Genomic DNA, 17,709 nt, shown 5'->3' with positions numbered 1-17,709 from the left:
ATCATGAAAAGAATATCATTTTTCGAATTTCAGTCCGAAAAATAAATCATGTGATTGGACTATAAATAAATTTTAATAATCCTCGTCCGCCCAACCTACATCCGACAAAAAGTCGTCATAAGATCCGTCAAACGTGCGAATCGTATTATTATCGAAAACAATTAATTTAGTAGCTACAGCCTTTAGATGCATTTCATTGTGAGTGACCATAATCACCGAACCGTCAAACGCGTCAATGGCCTCAATTAAGGAATCACAAGACTGCATGTCCAGGTGATTGGTAGGCTCATCCAAATATAAGAGATTACACGGTGTAACTAAGATCTTCCCGAGCAGAACCCTACTTTTTTCTCCGCCCGAGAGAACTTTAATTTTCTTTAATGCTTCGTCGTCGGAGAACATCAATCCGCCGGCGATGGTTCTCGCCAACCATTCCGAACAGGACCTATCGGCATTCATAATCTCTTCTACGACGGTGGCATTCTCGTTTAAATTCAATTTGTTGGTCTGTCCGAAATATCCTTCCTTTAGAGTAGGATGCTTCTGAATCTTTCCTCCGGTCGGAGATAATTCGCCCGCTAGAAGTTTCAACAGGGTCGACTTACCCTTTCCGTTTTTTCCTATAATACAGATCCGGTCCCTCTTTCCCACCGAGAGAGAAAAATCTTCGATTAAATACGGTTCTTTACCGGTGTAAGAAAATGAAAGATCCTCGACCGATAGCATTTGATTCGCGGCAAAAGGAGCGCTGTTAAAATATAATTCCAAATCTTGAATGGCTTCCAAAGCCTTCATCTCACCCTGCTTTTCCAATCTTTTCACTCGGGATTGGGCTCTACTCGCAAAACTCGCTTTAGCTTTAAATCGAGCGATAAATATCTCTTCCTGTTTTCTCTTCTTCGCTTCGTTTAATCTCGTACGCTCGTAAATTTCCTCGGCTTGATTGATTTGATTGTAAAGCTTATCGGTGTCTCCTTGGACTTTGATCGCTTTGGACCTATGAATCGCCGCTGTATGGGAAACTACGCTGTCCATGAAGCTTCTATCATGCGTCACAAGAATGATCTCACCTTCCCATTCGCGCAGGAACTCCTCCAGCCAGCGAATCGTCACGATATCCAAATAATTATTCGGTTCGTCCAGCATAAGCAAATCGGGCCCCGAAACTAGAAGCTTTGCTAGATTCATTCTGATCTGATACCCTCCGGAAAATTCGTCCGGATTTCTTTCCATGTCGGCTTCGGAGAAACCCAAACCGGAAAGAACTTTTTCAACCTGCCAGGTTTCGTATTCCTCCCCCTCCGGAAGTCCGAGTGCGCACTCTTCCAACACCGTCGGCTTCGTAAATTTTAAGTGCTGCTGTAAATGACCGATCTTATATCCCTTAGGAACGGTAATCGTCCCCGAGTCCGGTTCTACGGATCCGAGAATCATCTGGAAGAGGGTGGATTTTCCGTGACCATTCCGGCCAACGAGCCCCAATTTTTCTCCACGGTTTAAACTTAGATTTAAATCCTCAAAAAGTGTCTTCGAGTTATACGTCTTCTGAAGGTTGGATATCTTGATCATTTACGATAGCGCTCACGGTTGATATTAATGCCAAGGTTTTAGATCGAGGTAAGATTTCTATTCGGATTTAAGCGGGAGAACGGGAAATCAGGATATTAACGGAAAGACCTATCGGGTTTTCGTAATTACCATCCGAAAACTGCGCGAAGTTCGAGGCCACAAAAGAAGAGAAGCGGAAAAATCGGCTCCGGAAAATTCTACAAACCCGAAAGGTGAAGATAAGAAGACCGTCGAATACTTCGCTTTATCCGGACGATTACATGAAATAATGCAGAGTGATAAATTCCCCTCAAGTTAACGCGAAGCTTTTTTAAAATATATAGTAAATTAATAATATTCTAAATTATAAAATCCACTGCAAATCTGGCACATGAATATCTCAACAATCCTATTGATAAAAATCACCGACAAAAGGTGGTGTTCCCTTTCGAACTCATTTGCACATTTGCCTCACTTTATAAATATTGCATAATACAAATATTTCATACCGTATTAGTGAATCGAATACTGCCGAGTCCATAATAGGCTTTGCAAAATGGGAATCGCTGGAGAAAAAAAAATGAAAAAAGAAAAGAAACTATCTTCAAATAATAAAGAAAATATTGAAAACCGTGCTTATTTAGTGGGAGGAGGCATCGCCTCCCTATCCGCGGCCGCGTTTCTAATTCGGGACGCGGGATTCCCCGGCAATAAGATCAGCATCCTCGAGGAATCCGCAATAAGCGGCGGAAGTCTGGATGGTAGCGGAACTCCTCGAGGAGGTTACGTTATCCGAGGCGGAAGAATGATGAATTTGTCCTACCTTTGCACATACGATTTGTTTTCATCGATTCCATCTTATATAGAACCTAAAATTTCCGTATATCAGGAAATACTAAATTTTAACCGTAAAATTAAATCCCATTCCTTAAGCAGAGTCGTAGAAAGCGGCCGAAAAATAGACGTAACTAAAATGGGATTCAATCATAAAAATAGAATGGAATTGCTGCGCCTTTTAGTGAAATCCGAAGAATCTTGCGGAGCAAATCAGATTCGGGATTTTTTTTCCGATTCGTTTTTTGAAACGAACTTTTGGTATATGTGGGCTACTATGTTTGCCTTCCAACCCTGGCATAGCTTGGTTGAATTTAAAAGATATTTGCATAGATTTATCCATGAGTTCCCAAGGATAAACACGCTCGCAGGCGTAGACCGAACCCCTTTAAATCAGTTCGATTCTCTCGTATTACCGCTCCAAAAATGGCTGAAAGAAAAAGGGGTTAAATTCGAATACGGGTGCCGAGTTATCGACATCGATTTTCAAACGGACGCGATTCAAAAAAAGGCAGTAGGAATTCGTTATACTCAGAAAGGACGAATCAAAAATACTTCGCTTAACGAAAAAGATCTTCTATTGATTACGCTGGGTTCGATGACGGAAGGCTCGAGTTTAGGATCTATGAAAAAGGCTCCAAAATTGCTTTCCAAAAAGGCAGGAGGATCTTGGCCCTTATGGGAAAAGATAGCGAGTAAGAATAACGAATTCGGAAACCCGAAAATTTTCGACGAAAGAATTGCGGAATCAAAATGGGAGTCGTTTACAGTCACTTTTAAAGATCCGACTTTCTTTGATAGAATGGAGAAATTTACCGGAAACAAAGCCGGAACCGGTGGACTCGTGACTTTTAAAGATTCGAACTGGTTGATGTCGATCGTACTCGCGCATCAACCTCACTTTCTAAAGCAACCTGCGAATATACAAGTTTGTTGGGGGTATGGATTATTCCCCGATAAGATTGGAAACTTTGTTCATAAAAGAATGTCCGATTGTACTGGTGAAGAAATTTTAAATGAATTGCTTGGGCACTTGCGATTCGATGACGATCGCCGAAAAATAATAAACCATGCGATTTGTATTCCGTGCATGATGCCTTTCATTACCAGTCAATTCCTGACACGGCAAACAGGCGACCGTCCTGCAGTCGTTCCGAACGGTTCGGTTAATTTCGGATTCATAGGTCAGTTCTGTGAAATTCCGGATGATGTCGTCTTCACCGTAGAGTATTCCGTGCGAGCCGCTCGAATGGCCGTCTACTCATTACTCAATATCAAGAAAGAAATACCGAAAGTTTATAAAGATCCGAACACATTGAAAATTCTTTTCGAAGCGACTAAAACGATGTTTCGTTGATAGTTTTAATATCAAACGAAAGCGAAATTACTTCCTTTTGATACATTAAAACTGACTCATTCATGTTGCGAATCGGGAAAGAAGCGAATTCTTTCCCGATTCTCCGATCGAAATCCATGTTCGAAAGATTTTAGATTTTTTCTCGCTTTACGCAAATCCGGCTAAAGAATAAAACAGCTCCGCGATTCGCGATGAGGAAATAAATCACAATGATCAATCACCAATACCGTCTTGCTGCTCGTCCAGTCGGCTTACCGAAACAGACAGATTGGACATATACCGAAGAACCGACACGTTCCCCTTCCGATGGAGAATTTCTTGTTAAGATATTATATATTTCTTTAGATCCTGCGATGCGCGGTTGGATGAACGACGTTAAATCGTATGTTCCACCGGTGAGAATCGGTGAAGTGATGCGAGCTGGAGCGATCGGTAATATCATCGAATCCAAGCATCCCGACTTCAAAACCGGAGAATACGTCTATGGAGTTTTCGGAGTACAGGAATATGCAATCTCCAATGGAAGAGGCGTAACCAAAGTGGATGCCGCATTAGCGCCCTTACCGACTTACCTCGGAACTTTGGGAATGCCGGGAATGACGGCTTACTTCGGACTCTTAGATGTAGGAAAGGCAAAATCCGAAGACGTTGTCGTAGTATCCGGAGCTGCAGGCGCCGTCGGTATGCTCGTTGGACAAATTGCAAAGATCAAAGGATGTCGAGTCATCGGCATCGCGGGAGGAGCCGACAAATGCAAATACATTGTAGACGAACTCGGCTTCGATGCGGCAATCGATTACAAATCGGAAGATGTAAAGAAGTCGCTTCGCAAACATTGCCTGAAGGGAATCGACGTGTATTTCGATAATGTCGGAGGAGAAATCCTAGACGCAGCTATGACTCGCTTAGCGAAACATGCAAGAATTGTAATATGTGGGGCTATCTCCCAATACAATAATACCGAAGCGCCTCAAGGTCCTCGAAACTATATGGCCCTTTTAGTATCTCGTGCAAGGATGGAAGGCTTCGTAGTCTTCGATTATGAAGATCGATATCTGGAAGCTATTCGAGAAATGTCCGGCTGGATGGCGGAAGGAAAACTTAAGTCCAGAGAAGACATCGTAAAAGGCCTTTCTACATTTCCGGAGACACTCCTGCAATTGTTTAAAGGCGGCAATACGGGGAAATTAGTCATTGAAGTTACCTCCAACTAGCTACTTTGTCATTCCGATAAAATTCATCGCCGCATGACAAAAAAGTGTTGATTCAATTCATTATATAACCTATAGGATATATAATGAATTTATTGGATCTTTGGACGCCCTTAGCTGGAGCCCAAAGACGATTCTTGGCCGCGGCATGCACGTTGGCGCCTCGACTAAGCAACCACGGTAGAACCTCGTATTAGATAAACCGATTCTCGCGAGCCCCGTCCGACAGAATCAACGAGGTAGGGCTCGCGGGAACGGAAAGTAAGGAAACACTATGAAGAAGATCACGCCATTTTTAATGTTCGATAATAATCTAGGGGCGGCGGTAGAGCTTTATACTTCGTCATTTCAAAACTCGAGGGTTGAAAGCCGGAACGGATCCGGAGAAACGATGCAATCCGCTACCTTCTCTCTGAATGGACAAGAGTTCCTGACCTTCAACGGAGGACCTCATTTTAAGTTCACTCCTGCAATTTCTTTTTTCGTAAATTGCAAAACCTCGGACGAAGTGGATCAGTTATGGTCCAAGCTGAGTAAAGACGGCCTGGTCTTCATGGAATTAAATGCTTATCCTTTCAGCGAAAAATTCGGATGGGTTCAGGATAGATTCGGAGTTTCCTGGCAATTGAATTTATCAAAAGAGGAACAAAAAATCTATCCGTTCTTATTATTCTCAGGCAAACAGGAAGGAAGGGCGGAGGAAGCAATCGGCTTTTATACATCCCAGTTTCCTGATTCCAATATCCTTAACATACAACGTTATGCGACAAGCGAAGGTAAGAAGGAAGGAACGGTCAAGAGATCCACATTCTCGCTTTGCGGCCAAGAATTCATGGCTATTGATAGCGCTATTCCACATCCATTTACCTTCAGCGAGGCGATTTCTCTTTTTGCAAGATGCGAAACTCAGACCGAAATAGACGAACGATGGGAAACACTTTCCGCCGGGGGGAAAAAGCAGAAATGCGGCTGGCTAAAAGATAAGTTCGGCGTAAGCTGGCAGATCATTCCGCCGACTCTGGGCGAAATGCTGCAGGACAAGGATCCGCAAAAATCGCAACGAGTTTTAAGCGCGATGCTAAAAATGGACAAGATCGATATCGCGGAATTAAAGCGAGCCTACATTGGTTGAATAGGGCAAAAGTATAAACGATTTTTCCGATAGGAATTGCGATTGGAATTTTACTTAAAAATGTTTTATAAATCTCTAAAATTACCCCTCTTTGATTCGATCCAGCGTAGGATTTCTCCTTTTGACCTAATAGGCTCGGTTCTGCATTAGGAAAATTTCAGGTATTGACCCTGATATTAATTCGGAGATCCTAAAAAATCCTCGATTAATGCTGCGGTCAATTCATGATAACGACTCTTATCTTGAGACATGATGGCTTCTCCCAGATAATCTCCGTGTCCGCCTGGCAGAATCAGAAGTCTGGAATCCGGAAACAAACGAAATAACTCAACTGCATGTTCCGGCTTCGGAATATCCTTATCCCCTAGAAGCACAAGAACCGGAGCCTTAACCGAGCGAATTTCGTTCTCCTTCACGTTCGGAAAATTACGCATTCTATCCACGTCCTTATCGAACATATTCCTTAATTTTTGAGGATCGGGATTCACCTTTAGAAAAGCGTCTTTGAGAACCTGAGGCATATCCGAAAAAGTGACTCGCTTCATAGAAGCCCAAAACTGAGGATAGGTTCCTTCTTTCTTCGTCAAGGAAGAAGCGAACACCATCTTCCGAACTAATTGCGGATGACGGATAGCGACTTGCAGAGCAACATTCGCACCGTTACTGAACCCAAGCAGGTCAGCTTTATCTACTTTTAAAAATTTAAGAAGAGCGACCACATCCTCTGCGGAAGTTTCAAACCTAACGGGTCCTTTTCGATCCGTCGTTCTTCCATGAGCCTGTTCGTCCAGAGCGATTACTTTTCGATGCTTTGCAAATATAGGAAGAATCTTACTATAGGTGACTTCGATCGTCGATCCTCCTCCGTTCAGTAAAACGAGAGGAACCCCCTCGCCTTTACCGTGGACTTCGTAGTATAACCGCATTTCTCCGATCGGAAGATGTCCCTTTTCTATCGGGTCGGATTCTATCATAGGAGGAGTTTCCTTGATAACAAAAGGACGATTAGAGGCGCATGTAATGAAAAAAAATGCTGCGACGATATTAGCCAAATTACTTAAGACTTTCATGAATATTCTCCTCCTTACTTTCCTAAATATTCCGCTAATTTTTCCAAAAGAGCCATTGTACCTTCTCTACGGGAAGCTACACCCTTACTACCGATCGTATCGTCTAAAAACGCCACCTGCTCGGTAAATTTTAGTCTCGTATTAGCCATATCCACTTTGTCTATTTCCACCGAGGCAATGGATACCGAATGCAGTTTATTATGAACATGCATGTCGTAAACGAACACGATCCTTTCGTTTAGAAGAATATTATAAAATTCCGCTCTATATATCGTTTCATTTCCGTTCTGAAAACGGCCGTGAAGAAGTTCCTTGCCGCCGACTCTAAAATCCAATTTGCGATCCACGAGTGTCCAGTCTCCTGGACCGATAAACCACTGGGACTTAGAATCCAGATTACTCCACGCCGAAAAAACGGCTTCCTGACTCGCTTTATATATTCTTTCTATACTGAAAATTTCATGAGCCACTTTAAGTTTTTCCATTATGTCATTTCCTTCCTTTTTCCGTTTTCTCCAAAAACTCACCCAAACGATCCAGATTTCTTTCCCAGAATTTTCTGCGCTGTAAAAGCCAAGTTTCGATTCGCTCCAATGCAACCGGCTCCACTCTACAGGTCCTAACCCTTCCGACTTTCCGGGTCTTAATTAGGCCGCTTTCTTCCAAGATTTGAATATGCTGAACGACTGCTGCCATACTCATATCCAAAGGACTTGCAAGTTCGCTTACGGACGCTTCCCTTTTACTCAACTGCTCGACAATTATGCGGCGAGACGGGTCCGATAGCGCGTAGAAGATTCGATCCAGCGAGGGCGAATGGTTAAGCATTTGCTTAAATATTAATTATGGCCGCGAATAGTAAAGCATTTGCTTTAGTATTTTTTGAGATTATGATTTATAGGGTAGTCCGAATCCCTAGTTCAAGGGAAGTTTTCGGAATGGGGCCGATTTTCGGTCTCCTCAGCCGCGGGCATTACGCTCCTTCCCAATGGCGAAAGTTTCTCTTCCATTTCCGCATAACCCATGTTTGCAGTCTGAAAGACCAGATCGACTTTTCGGAAAAAAGGAATTAGTGACTCCCACGAATATTCGTCTCCGACTGCTACCTCTATACCCTGCAGCCTTCCCCACTCTTCCGGAAGAGTTTCTAATTTTAGCTTACCTCTCTTCCTAAGATCACAGTTTGGATCCCTCTCGAAAGAAGTTCCAAAACGATCGCCTGATCGCTTCCTCAGGTTCCACCTAGTTCTAAAGCTCTCATCACATTTCCTCCAACAATAGTTATTGATTAATCAATAACTAAATAAGTTCAAAAAAAATCAGCCCTTTCTTTGATAAGTCAGCTCGGGAGCATGAAGAGCAAAGGCCAAATTGCATAAAAAACCCCTGGCTAAAAAATCCTTAGCTTGATTTTCAGAATCCTTGAATCCGGCATTTTCGAATTTAGTTTTCACCTGCTCTTTCAAGCGAACGATGGACTTCTTCACCAGTTTCTGGATATTCTCTTCGGCGATTCCCCAGGTCTGAATTTGAAGAAGGATTTCATTCGGATACTTTTTCATAAGATCTTCATAAGCACGGATCAAGTCCTCGAGTAAGGTGGCTTTCTTCCCATGAATCTTTTCGAATTCCCGGTAGATCCGATCGTAAACCAATTGAATCACCTCTAAGAATAAAGCCTCTTTCGTATCAAAAAAACGATAGATATACGGCTGGGAAATTCCCGCGACTTTTGAGACATCTGCAGTAGTCACCTTATGGTAACCGAGCGTGGCAAATACCTCGATCGCCGCCTCTAAAATATCCGCCCTTCTTTCCTCGAAAACGGGACGATTCGTTTTGGTTTTACGGGGCATATATATTATTGATTGATCAATAATATATATGAAAAAATTGTCAAAGGAAATAGGTTTTTTCTTCGCGGAAACTTTCTCATAATTAGGTCTACGATTCCCAACATACGCGAGGATAGCACCGCTGCTTGCATCGTGTTATTAACTTGTAATAAACTATCCTCGCACCGTGCGGACGTGATCGCACTTCCTTTTATAATAGGAAGAGAAAAATCGGCCTTTCTCTAGCTGAACACGAGGGGCAACTGCGAAGCGGAATTTTATTCTCTAGCTCAAAGCGCTAAAATTTCAGGAATCAATCGGCCTACCTAGTAGCGAGACCTATTTAAGTCCTGAGAAAGAAAGCCGAGTAGCTTTCATACGAAGATCTACCTCGATTATCACGGAACGCGTTTAATAGCCGCTTGCACCTTAGACCTCGACATTATTAAACGAAGTTCGATGAAGTAACGCGTTCTATTATTCGAATAGGAACCATAAAAACTAACGTGTTTAACTTCTCATACAAGGCGACCTGAGTTTAAAGTCAACGATGGAAGAGTTAAAATTCATTAAATAGCATGCCGGCTTCAGTTATTTTGGATCAGGTTTCTAAAGAATTTATGGAGTTTGGAACAAAAGTTTCTTTAAAAATCATCCTAATTTGCTCACTTTTTTATTTCTTTTAAAAAAGATAAAATGAAATTTTGTCTTATATTACGCCTAAAAATAATTTAATTAAAACATGAATTATTTTAAATATTTCGCGTGACCTGAAAGATCAACTTTAAGCATCTAGAAAGAATTATGAATACCAAACGAAAAATCGCAACCGTTATCGTTTTACTAACATCCAGTCTAATTTTCGCTCAATCGGGATCTGACAAAGGTTCAATGAAGAAAACGTCGGAAGATTCCGAACGGACCAACCCGAAGACCGGCAATAAGAACGACCCGTCCGCTAGTATTTATGTGAATTTTAAAAATGCAGTTTTTGAAATAGATGCAGTAGATGATTCCTCTCAGGTCGACTACGTGGAATACAAAATAGACGATTCCGATTATATCCGTTATTCGGGACCCGTGTATTTATCGAAGGAAGGATTGGCAAAAATATCATATCGCTCCGTCGATAAGGCCGGAAATAAAGAAGCATTACGGACCGTACAAATTTTAGTCGATAATACTGCTCCCGAGCTGAAGTTAACCGCTAATGAGGGTTCTCTGAAGAACATTAGCGGGAATACGTTCGCGTCCAGAAATGTAAGCTACACGATCTCTGCTACGGACGCTCTATCGGGAATAAAAGAAGTCAAGTTCTCCGTAAACGGTGGAGAATATAAATCTTATGAGGGTCAACCTATGAGATTAGAAAAACAGGGAGTCAATTGGATTCGAGTTACCGCCATCGACAAATCCGGAAACAATACGGATATGCTCACGGTCGTGACAGTTGACGACGAAAAACCCAATGTTGAAATTATCAGCTCCATCCCGCTCATATCGATTAACGGTAAGCAATTTGTAAAGCAAGGAACCGTGTTTTCGGTTAAGGCCGGCGATTCGCTATCCGGTGTAAGTCAGACTTTGTATAAAATCGACAAGGGAGAATGGACTTCATTTACCAAACCGATCGCCGTCACAACCTCGGGAGAGCATTCAATAGAAGTGCGGGCGGTAGATAATGTGGGAAACGAAAGTGATTTAAAAAAAGTCAGCTTCGTCGTCGATATGGAACCGCCTCACGCCAATTTCAAGAAAGCTGGATCTAATAGAGAGTAAAAACAATGCCCGATTGGATACCCGAAAAATACTCACCGGAACTTTATTCAAAGAATACATTTCATACGGAAATGTCGGGATATTTTCGTGCTTTGGAAGATTCTTCCCTCAGAACATTTAAAGAACGATTCGATAAAATTGGCCGCAGAATGGAGTCAATTCCGCTAGACAATTTTAGCCGTTTTATTAGAGCCTCCGGTGAAGAATTATCCAATTGGCAATCTACAAAGGAAAAGATGGCGGAAGATTATTTTTCTTTGCAAAATAATCGTAGATGGGAACTGGAATTAGCGCTTAAAAATCGACGCCCGTCATCCACGCAGGAAGTTAATTCATCATCAAATATTGTAAGTCAAGTTTGGACAAGCTTATGGGATGGATTAAACGATTGGTTTTCTTCCAGTTCACGCACCGCTGATTCCGGTAAAAAAAGGATGAGTGCTTCGACAGATTCGGTTCCCGATCCGGACTTAGCGAATTTTCTGGATGAAAGAGAAAAATCTTTTAAAAAATTTCACTCCCTCTTGGAATCATCAGCACTTCGCTTAAACAAGACTTATAAAATCCGATTTCATAAAAGCTTGGATTTGCAGATCCAGAAATTAAAATCGGAAGATCGGTCTTATAGTCAGATTCGCTCTTCTCTTGAAGCCGCTCAGAACGCAGCAAATGCGCATATCCCCGATAAAAAAATCAAAGATTATTCTTTTTTTATGATGAACAAGTTTTATGCGATCGTCTTCAAGCAAAGTAAGGAGACGGATCAGACGGACGCACCTGTCTCGAAGTTGAGTTTGAACATTCAAAAAACAGAATCGACCCAACCGAAAGAAGATTTAAAAATTTGCAATATAACCGACTTACCGCCCGAGATCATCAAGGAATGCGAAGAGGATTACATTATTTTAAACATTTCCACGCAGGAAAAGAAGCATAGATTCCACCGTGCACTTTTGGAAACGGCAAACGTGGAATCTAGGCAGCACGCCGAGGAATTTTTTTCGGAATGTAAATTTCAAGATAAATCGGTTCTTGCGTTGGCAAAGAAGATAATAGCCAGATCGGATATCTCCCTTGCAGAAAGAGCGAGTTTACAAAAAATGATTCAAGTGCAAGAATCATGTTCTTTGTAAAGATACAGAGGAATCGTAGAAAGCGGCCAGAATGGAAAAACCGCCGAATCGTTCGCTCCAGGAATTTAAGGCGTCGCGTCTGAATCGGATCCGACTTTCAGATCCTACCTACATACCTAGCGCCGGAAAATAGTTCTTTCTATTTGCAATCAAGGATAGATTCAACAGAAAGATCATAGGACGGGAATTGACTCCTACTCTCGAAATTAGACGCCGACTCACTGCGTTCGAATAATCGTTGATTGTAGGAAATTGCCGAAAGGAATTATATTCCATTCCGATGGAGAGGCCTAATATGCAAGATAGGACTTTAGAAAAGTATTACATACAAATGAATTCGCCCAAAGCATGAGCGGGAAAGGCAACTGCCACGATAACATACCGCCGGACTCATTCTTTAAAACCCTGAAGGTGGAAGAAATTTATAGTATGAAATTCAACACAAGTTAGGAAGCAAAATAGTTTCCGTTTTCCTCGATCGAAAGATATTCCAGCTGAAGGAGAAGTTACCCAGCTGCGGGTCATCTTATCCCCACCGATTTCAGAAAGTAATTTACTGCATGTCCATTTTTTCGGAGGAGCCCTAGTAGAGTGACAAGTGAATATATCTGCGACCAGTTTAGGTATATTAATTATCATTTTAGCAATATTTTAAATATATTTCGCGTAATTAACAAATTTTCTTTTTAGCAAATATTAAATTAAAATTTTATCGTATTGATAAATTTAGATTGATCGATTGCCAATACGATTTATTACGGTAAAATATCATTCTAAGGTGAAATCATGAAAAAAAATAAGTATCGGATTGGTTTAATCGTATTCTTAGCGGCTTTAGCTTGGAATTGCAGTAGTTCCGCAACTCGTGAAGTTCCGAACACAAAAGTAAATTATAAATCCGCTAAATTCAACGAAACGGTTAATTTATCTTTCGAAGAGGCGGCCGACAAAGAAATAAAAGAAGGCAATTATTTCAAATCGGAAGAATTTCTAAATTATTTCAAACAAGAGCTTTCTAATAAAGGCGTCCTCTTAGCCAAGGCGAAGGAAACAATCGAAATCAAAATAACGGAAGCCAGAATACGCTCCCTCGGTGTTGCAATCTGGTTGGGAACTTTCGCCGGCCCCGACAGGATTAAGGGAGATGTAACAGTTAAGAATTCCAAAGGGGAAGTTATAGATACAATTAAAATATCTGTTGCCTATGCTCTTGGCGGCTTTGTTGGAGGTCAGAATAAAAATCGAATCGGCTATCTATATTCTGAATTTACAAAGCTATTAATTGAACAATTCGGACTAAATTAAATCTGGCTCAACTATTTTATTCAAGTCGATGGTTCTGTTCATTCTAGAACTACCGACTTAACATTTTCCCGTCTGTTGGTAATTTGCGCTAGGGGCCAATCCTTCGTATCTCTAACGCAAAGTTCCAAAATCAAACCTTCGAAGTCTTCCATCCACCTTTCCGGAATAACCAAAGAGTGAACAATCCTACGGAAGTTTCCGTGATCATACTTGCCCAGAACACTCCCGAGTATCCGTATGAAAGCACCTTCGCCAGAACATAAGCGAATGGAATTTGGAAGATCCAGAAAAAGACCAGATTGATTATTGTAGGAGTCATAGTATCTCCCGCACCGTTAAATGCCTGAACGCTTACCATCCACCAAGCATATACAAAATAGGAATAGGAAACAATCCCAAGCCATTCCGAACCGATCGAGATCACCTTGGCGTCACTAGTAAAGATCGATACCAAAGATTCTCGAAAAATAAAATAGCAAATCGAAACTCCGATCAGAAAGAACATATTCCAAGCTCCAACAATCCAAACGGAACGTTCTGCTCGATCCGGTCTTCGCGCTCCTAAATTCTGACCGACAAGAGTCGCCACAGCATTCGACATCCCCCAAGAAGGCATCAGAGTAAACATCATGATCCGAAGAGTGATCGTAGCTCCCGCAACCGCCTCACTCCCAAAATCCGAAATGATCCTTACAAGAAAGATCCAAGAAGTCATTCCGATAATCGTTTGTCCGATCCCACCAAGAGAAGTACGAACGATATCAGAGATAATTTTCCAATGCACACTAATTTGAGAACCAAGCACTCGAATATGTTTTCCACCTTTTAAAAGCAGATAAACTTGGAAAACAACTCCGACCCCTCTCCCGATATTCGTAGCAATTGCGGCACCTTCAATGCCCAAGGCCGGGACTGGACCGAAGCCGAAGATAAAAATCGGATCCAAGATTATATTGAGACCATTCGAAATCCATAAAACTCTCATCGCAATCGCAGCGTCACCCGCTCCTCTAAAGACCGCATTGAGTCCGAATAAAAGCATGATTACGATATTTCCACCGAAGATCCATTGCGTGTAACGAGATCCGTGTTCTATGACCCAAGGATCTCCTCCCATGAGTAAAAGGAGATCTTTTGCAAACCAGACTCCGAAGATAGCAAAAGGCAAGGAAACAAGTATGGAAAGAAAAACGGATTGGACTGCGGCAATCCCGGCTTGCTCCTTATCCCCTTCTCCGATCCTTCGCGCGATAATTGCCGTTACAGCAGTGGACATTCCGATCGCAAGAGAATACAAAAGAAATAGATACGTCTCCGTAAGCCCGACCGCCGCAACAGCGGAAGGCCCGAGAGCCCCCACAAAATAAATATCAACGACTGCAAATGCGGACTCCATAACCAATTCCAAAACCATTGGAACGGAGAGTAAGAAAACGGCCTTGCCGAGCGAAATTTGAGTGTAATCCGCTTCCGTTCCCGTAAGCGCTTTTTTTAATTCCCCCCAAATGGAAGTTCGTTCTAATTCTAATTGAGTATCTTTTTGTATTGCTTCCATCCAAACTACCTTTGCGATCAAGGTCTGAATGATCTTGAAGAAAATCAAGACTCTTTATAAAATAAAAATATGCGATTCGACTATACTATGTTCGGTTCGTTACTTAGGTCGCTCGAATAATATAATAATGCAGGAGGGGTTCCCACACGCCTTCCGTATGTCCAAGGAAATTTTCTCTGAGATAGTATGATCCGGCTACTACGGACTACGCTTCGCTTAGGACCTTGCGAACGGCCCGCAAGAAGAAGCAAGCCCAAGATAGCCAGAGACGTTAATCAAGGGCATTCTAAATAGTCCGTCTTCGGCTGCGTGGTCCGCTGCGCTTCCTTCGCATCTCTAACGCGGCGACCCATAGGGAGCGAGTTAACGACCTCGCGAACGACCCATAGGGAGTAAGCGAGCCCGAGATAGCCGGAGGCGTAATCGAGGGCATGCCAAGTTTATTCGAAGGCGAGTCGGTGCCATCGAAAGATGGCAAACGAAATCAAAGTTAAAATCAATACCTGCAAATATAATCGTAAGCACAAATCAACATGCTGCATTCTAACGCGAGGGTGCATAAATACTTTACAATTCTTATATATACCAAATCATTCATAATAAGTCGGATTCATTATCCTTCCTTGAAATCGCCGAAAAAGCTCTGAATGAGACAAGAAAGCTTATGAGCCTTTCCGAAATATGGAGTCTCGCAAAAGAACGGAACTGGAAAACAGACTTCGTTGGAATAACCCCTTGGGCAACGATCTCGGCGCAAGTCTGTGTGAACATAAAGTATAAAACACAAGGCAAAATCTGACACATCCTTTTTATTAGGTGATTTTTTCGCCTTGTCTTGAATATGCTCGATGTTCTTTTTTTGGGCTAATTTTTCCGGTCTAAAAAAGTCTGCATAAGAGTTTTTCCATAGCAGTATTTTCCGTGGCGCGGTCTTTCGTTGCCATTATGCTCAATCCAATTATCAACATCCGCCTAAAGGTCCTCAACTTCTTTATATTCTTTTGTTCTAAATTCTATATCATAAAATTCTGATTGAATCATTCTATGGAACCTCTCTGCAATCCCATTACGCTGTGGACGTCAGGCTTTGTCTTTCAGTGACTGGAAATTTTAACTTCTTATCGAATCAAGGTCCCCACCAAATAAAAAAGGCGAAGATTGCTCTTCGGCTTTTAGGATTTCATCCGAATAACGAAGATGATCAGGTATTGATCGCAAAATTCTCGAGCGTCGTAGCGTCTTCCGCCTACTAAAGAAGAATTTAATAAACGATCCTGACTCAAGTCCAAGCTCTCTCATTTTGGAAAGAAGAGAGAGCTTTTTATTTTAAAAACCGGCAAGTCACCAAGAAAGAGATCTTATTCGTCCCAACCTTCTTTTATCAGTTTAAAAAGGGAAACTAAAGTAGCCTTAGGATTAGAAGAATCGATCGCACGATAAAACGCATCTAAGAGGAAGCGAGCAATCGCTTCTGCCTGGGCTCTTTGCAATTTCTTGGAAGCTTCTTTCTGTAGGACATCCGCCAGGGATTTTTCATAACGCATAGACAACTGTCTTTCGTAGGCGGAAAGTTCCGGAGTAGACTGGACCAATTCTCGAAAGGATCCGGAATTGTTCAGGTATTCAGGCTTGAATGCGGAACTTTTCAGACCATGATCCAAGAGCGCATCCAAGATGGAAGTGCCCTTCTTTCTATTTAGGACCGCATCCAGGAAGCCTCTTTCTCTCTCCGTTTCTTCGTCAAAAACGAAGGATTCCTTGGTCGGAAAATAATTGAATAAGGTAGGAACGGAGACTTCCGCTTTTTGAGCGATCTCAGCCACCGTTACGTTGGCAAATCCTTTCTCTATGAATAAACCGGTAGCCAGATCCGAGATCCTCTTCTTAGTCTTTGCCTTCTTTTCTTCCCTAAGTCCCATAAATCCTGCTCTTTCGACAGTATTTCCAGGGACTTTTTAAGATCAAATTTATTTTATTTACTTGAATTTTTAAGTAAGTTAAAAATTTAATTTACTAATAATAATATTTAAGTTACTTAAAAATTATAAAGAGGTAATCCATATGAACAAAAAAGAAGAGGGATTTATTCCCACAAAAACCCAGGAGCAGACAGAACACTGTTCCGTATTGATTGTAGGAGGAGGACTCGTAGGTTCTTCCGCAGCAGTCTTTCTAACCCAAAAAGGAGTCTCCGTGTTATTGATCGAAAAGCATGCAGGAAGCTCTCCCCATCCACGCGCGATCGGATTCACTCAGAGGACCTTGGAGTTGTTCCGATCCGTCGGTCTCGCAGATAGTATTCCCCAAGTCCACGGGTCGAAAAAAAATGTCCGAAGGATCCGGATCGAAAGCCTGGCAGGAGAATGGTTTGAAGAACAGGCCTGGTCTAGTGTTCAGGAAGAAGATACAAATATAGAGTATTCACCCTGCGGAGCCTCTGCGATCGCGCAAGATCGCTTGGAGCCTATGCTTCAACAAAAAGCCTTAGAGTTCGGGGCAGATCTGAGATTCAGCACCGAATTATTGGAATTCAAACAGGATTCAGAAAAAGTCACTGCATCCGTTCGAGATAAGGAAGGAAACCGATATACTATCCAAGCAGACTATATGATCGCGGCAGACGGTCATAGAAGTCCGATCCGAGAGGCTCTCCGGATCGAGCGCAAAGGAAAAGGATATCTAACCACAGGAAGGAGCGTTTTATTCAAGGCTCCTTTGAACGAATATCTAGAAAAAGGATTCTTTCAATTCTCGATCGATCAGCCGGGATTCAGCGCATATCTCACCACATATAACGATGGACGCTGGGTGCTTTTCTATCCGGATGATACGGAAAGAGACGAGTTAACTCTCAAGTCGGATATCGTAAAGGCGATCGGTCGCTCCGACCTGCCGATAGAGATTGTAACCACGGGCCGTTGGGAAGTAAGCGCATTGATCGCGGATTCTT

General features: G+C 42.1%; 15 protein-coding genes (1 of these 15 running past the window's edge). 8 read left to right on the top strand and 7 right to left on the bottom strand.

Features of this window, described 5'->3' with window-relative positions; translation table 11 throughout:
• Positions 1-72 precede the first annotated feature (72 nt).
• Positions 73-1,569: an ABC-F family ATP-binding cassette domain-containing protein gene (locus LEP1GSC050_RS00225; protein WP_010569057.1), complete on the bottom strand. Its 1,497-nt coding sequence runs from the start codon at positions 1,567-1,569 to the stop codon at positions 73-75.
• Positions 1,570-2,128: 559 nt separating this feature from the next.
• On the opposite strand from LEP1GSC050_RS00225, the gene LEP1GSC050_RS00220 reads away from it, so the two are divergent.
• From LEP1GSC050_RS00220 to LEP1GSC050_RS00210, 3 genes are all read left to right on the top strand, one after another.
• A complete protein-coding gene (locus LEP1GSC050_RS00220; RefSeq protein ID WP_051184816.1) occupies positions 2,129-3,739 on the top strand; it encodes an oleate hydratase in 1,611 nt (536 codons plus the stop codon).
• 209 nt (positions 3,740-3,948) lie between these two features.
• Positions 3,949-4,953, top strand: coding sequence for an NADP-dependent oxidoreductase (locus LEP1GSC050_RS00215; protein ID WP_010569055.1), 1,005 nt, complete (start codon positions 3,949-3,951; stop codon positions 4,951-4,953).
• Positions 4,954-5,224: 271 nt separating this feature from the next.
• On the top strand, positions 5,225-6,082 hold the full coding sequence (locus LEP1GSC050_RS00210; RefSeq protein ID WP_010569054.1) for a VOC family protein: 858 nt from the start codon (positions 5,225-5,227) through the stop codon (positions 6,080-6,082).
• A 176-nt stretch (positions 6,083-6,258) separates the two neighbouring features.
• On the opposite strand, the gene LEP1GSC050_RS00205 is transcribed toward LEP1GSC050_RS00210, so the two are convergent.
• From LEP1GSC050_RS00205 to LEP1GSC050_RS00190, 4 genes are all read right to left on the bottom strand, one after another.
• On the bottom strand, positions 6,259-7,152 hold the full coding sequence (locus LEP1GSC050_RS00205) for an alpha/beta fold hydrolase (protein ID WP_010569053.1): 894 nt from the start codon (positions 7,150-7,152) through the stop codon (positions 6,259-6,261).
• 14 nt (positions 7,153-7,166) lie between these two features.
• Positions 7,167-7,637: an SRPBCC domain-containing protein gene (locus LEP1GSC050_RS00200; RefSeq protein ID WP_010569052.1), complete on the bottom strand. Its 471-nt coding sequence runs from the start codon at positions 7,635-7,637 to the stop codon at positions 7,167-7,169.
• A gap of 4 nt (positions 7,638-7,641) precedes the next feature.
• Positions 7,642-7,980: an ArsR/SmtB family transcription factor gene (locus LEP1GSC050_RS00195; RefSeq protein WP_010569051.1), complete on the bottom strand. Its 339-nt coding sequence runs from the start codon at positions 7,978-7,980 to the stop codon at positions 7,642-7,644.
• A gap of 491 nt (positions 7,981-8,471) precedes the next feature.
• Positions 8,472-9,008 carry a TetR/AcrR family transcriptional regulator gene (locus tag LEP1GSC050_RS00190; protein WP_010569050.1) on the bottom strand — a complete coding sequence of 179 codons (537 nt, stop codon included), beginning with the start codon at positions 9,006-9,008 and terminating at the stop codon, positions 8,472-8,474.
• Positions 9,009-9,791: 783 nt separating this feature from the next.
• On the opposite strand from LEP1GSC050_RS00190, the gene ompL47 reads away from it, so the two are divergent.
• The 3 genes from ompL47 to LEP1GSC050_RS00175 all read left to right on the top strand — a co-directional run bounded on the left by ompL47 (position 9,792) and on the right by LEP1GSC050_RS00175 (position 13,204).
• Positions 9,792-10,766, top strand: a complete 975-nt coding sequence (gene ompL47, locus LEP1GSC050_RS00185) for a multi-beta-barrel domain surface protein OmpL47 (protein ID WP_010569049.1) — start codon at positions 9,792-9,794, stop codon at positions 10,764-10,766.
• A 5-nt stretch (positions 10,767-10,771) separates the two neighbouring features.
• Positions 10,772-11,899, top strand: a complete 1,128-nt coding sequence (locus LEP1GSC050_RS00180) for a hypothetical protein (RefSeq protein ID WP_010569048.1) — start codon at positions 10,772-10,774, stop codon at positions 11,897-11,899.
• 786 nt (positions 11,900-12,685) lie between these two features.
• On the top strand, positions 12,686-13,204 hold the full coding sequence (locus LEP1GSC050_RS00175) for a hypothetical protein (protein WP_020987048.1): 519 nt from the start codon (positions 12,686-12,688) through the stop codon (positions 13,202-13,204).
• A gap of 130 nt (positions 13,205-13,334) precedes the next feature.
• On the opposite strand, the gene LEP1GSC050_RS00170 is transcribed toward LEP1GSC050_RS00175, so the two are convergent.
• Positions 13,335-14,759, bottom strand: a complete 1,425-nt coding sequence (locus tag LEP1GSC050_RS00170; protein ID WP_020986935.1) for an MATE family efflux transporter — start codon at positions 14,757-14,759, stop codon at positions 13,335-13,337.
• Positions 14,760-15,321: 562 nt separating this feature from the next.
• On the opposite strand from LEP1GSC050_RS00170, the gene LEP1GSC050_RS20480 reads away from it, so the two are divergent.
• On the top strand, positions 15,322-15,558 hold the full coding sequence (locus tag LEP1GSC050_RS20480) for a winged helix-turn-helix domain-containing protein (RefSeq protein WP_332248724.1): 237 nt from the start codon (positions 15,322-15,324) through the stop codon (positions 15,556-15,558).
• 559 nt (positions 15,559-16,117) lie between these two features.
• Here LEP1GSC050_RS20480 and LEP1GSC050_RS00160 read toward each other — a convergent pair.
• Positions 16,118-16,678: a TetR/AcrR family transcriptional regulator gene (locus tag LEP1GSC050_RS00160; protein ID WP_010569045.1), complete on the bottom strand. Its 561-nt coding sequence runs from the start codon at positions 16,676-16,678 to the stop codon at positions 16,118-16,120.
• Between the two features lie 142 nt (positions 16,679-16,820).
• On the opposite strand from LEP1GSC050_RS00160, the gene LEP1GSC050_RS00155 reads away from it, so the two are divergent.
• Positions 16,821-17,709 carry the 5' portion of an FAD-dependent oxidoreductase gene (locus LEP1GSC050_RS00155; protein ID WP_020987004.1) on the top strand. 716 nt of this gene lie beyond the right edge of the window, so the window shows 889 of its 1,605 coding nt (coding positions 1-889); the start codon lies at positions 16,821-16,823; the stop codon falls past the right edge of the window.

Source organism: Leptospira broomii serovar Hurstbridge str. 5399, from assembly GCF_000243715.2.
Classification (GTDB): domain Bacteria; phylum Spirochaetota; class Leptospiria; order Leptospirales; family Leptospiraceae; genus Leptospira_B; species Leptospira_B broomii.
The sequence above is the reverse complement of the archived record's forward strand: the minus strand, read 5'-3'. Positions and strand labels throughout refer to the sequence as shown.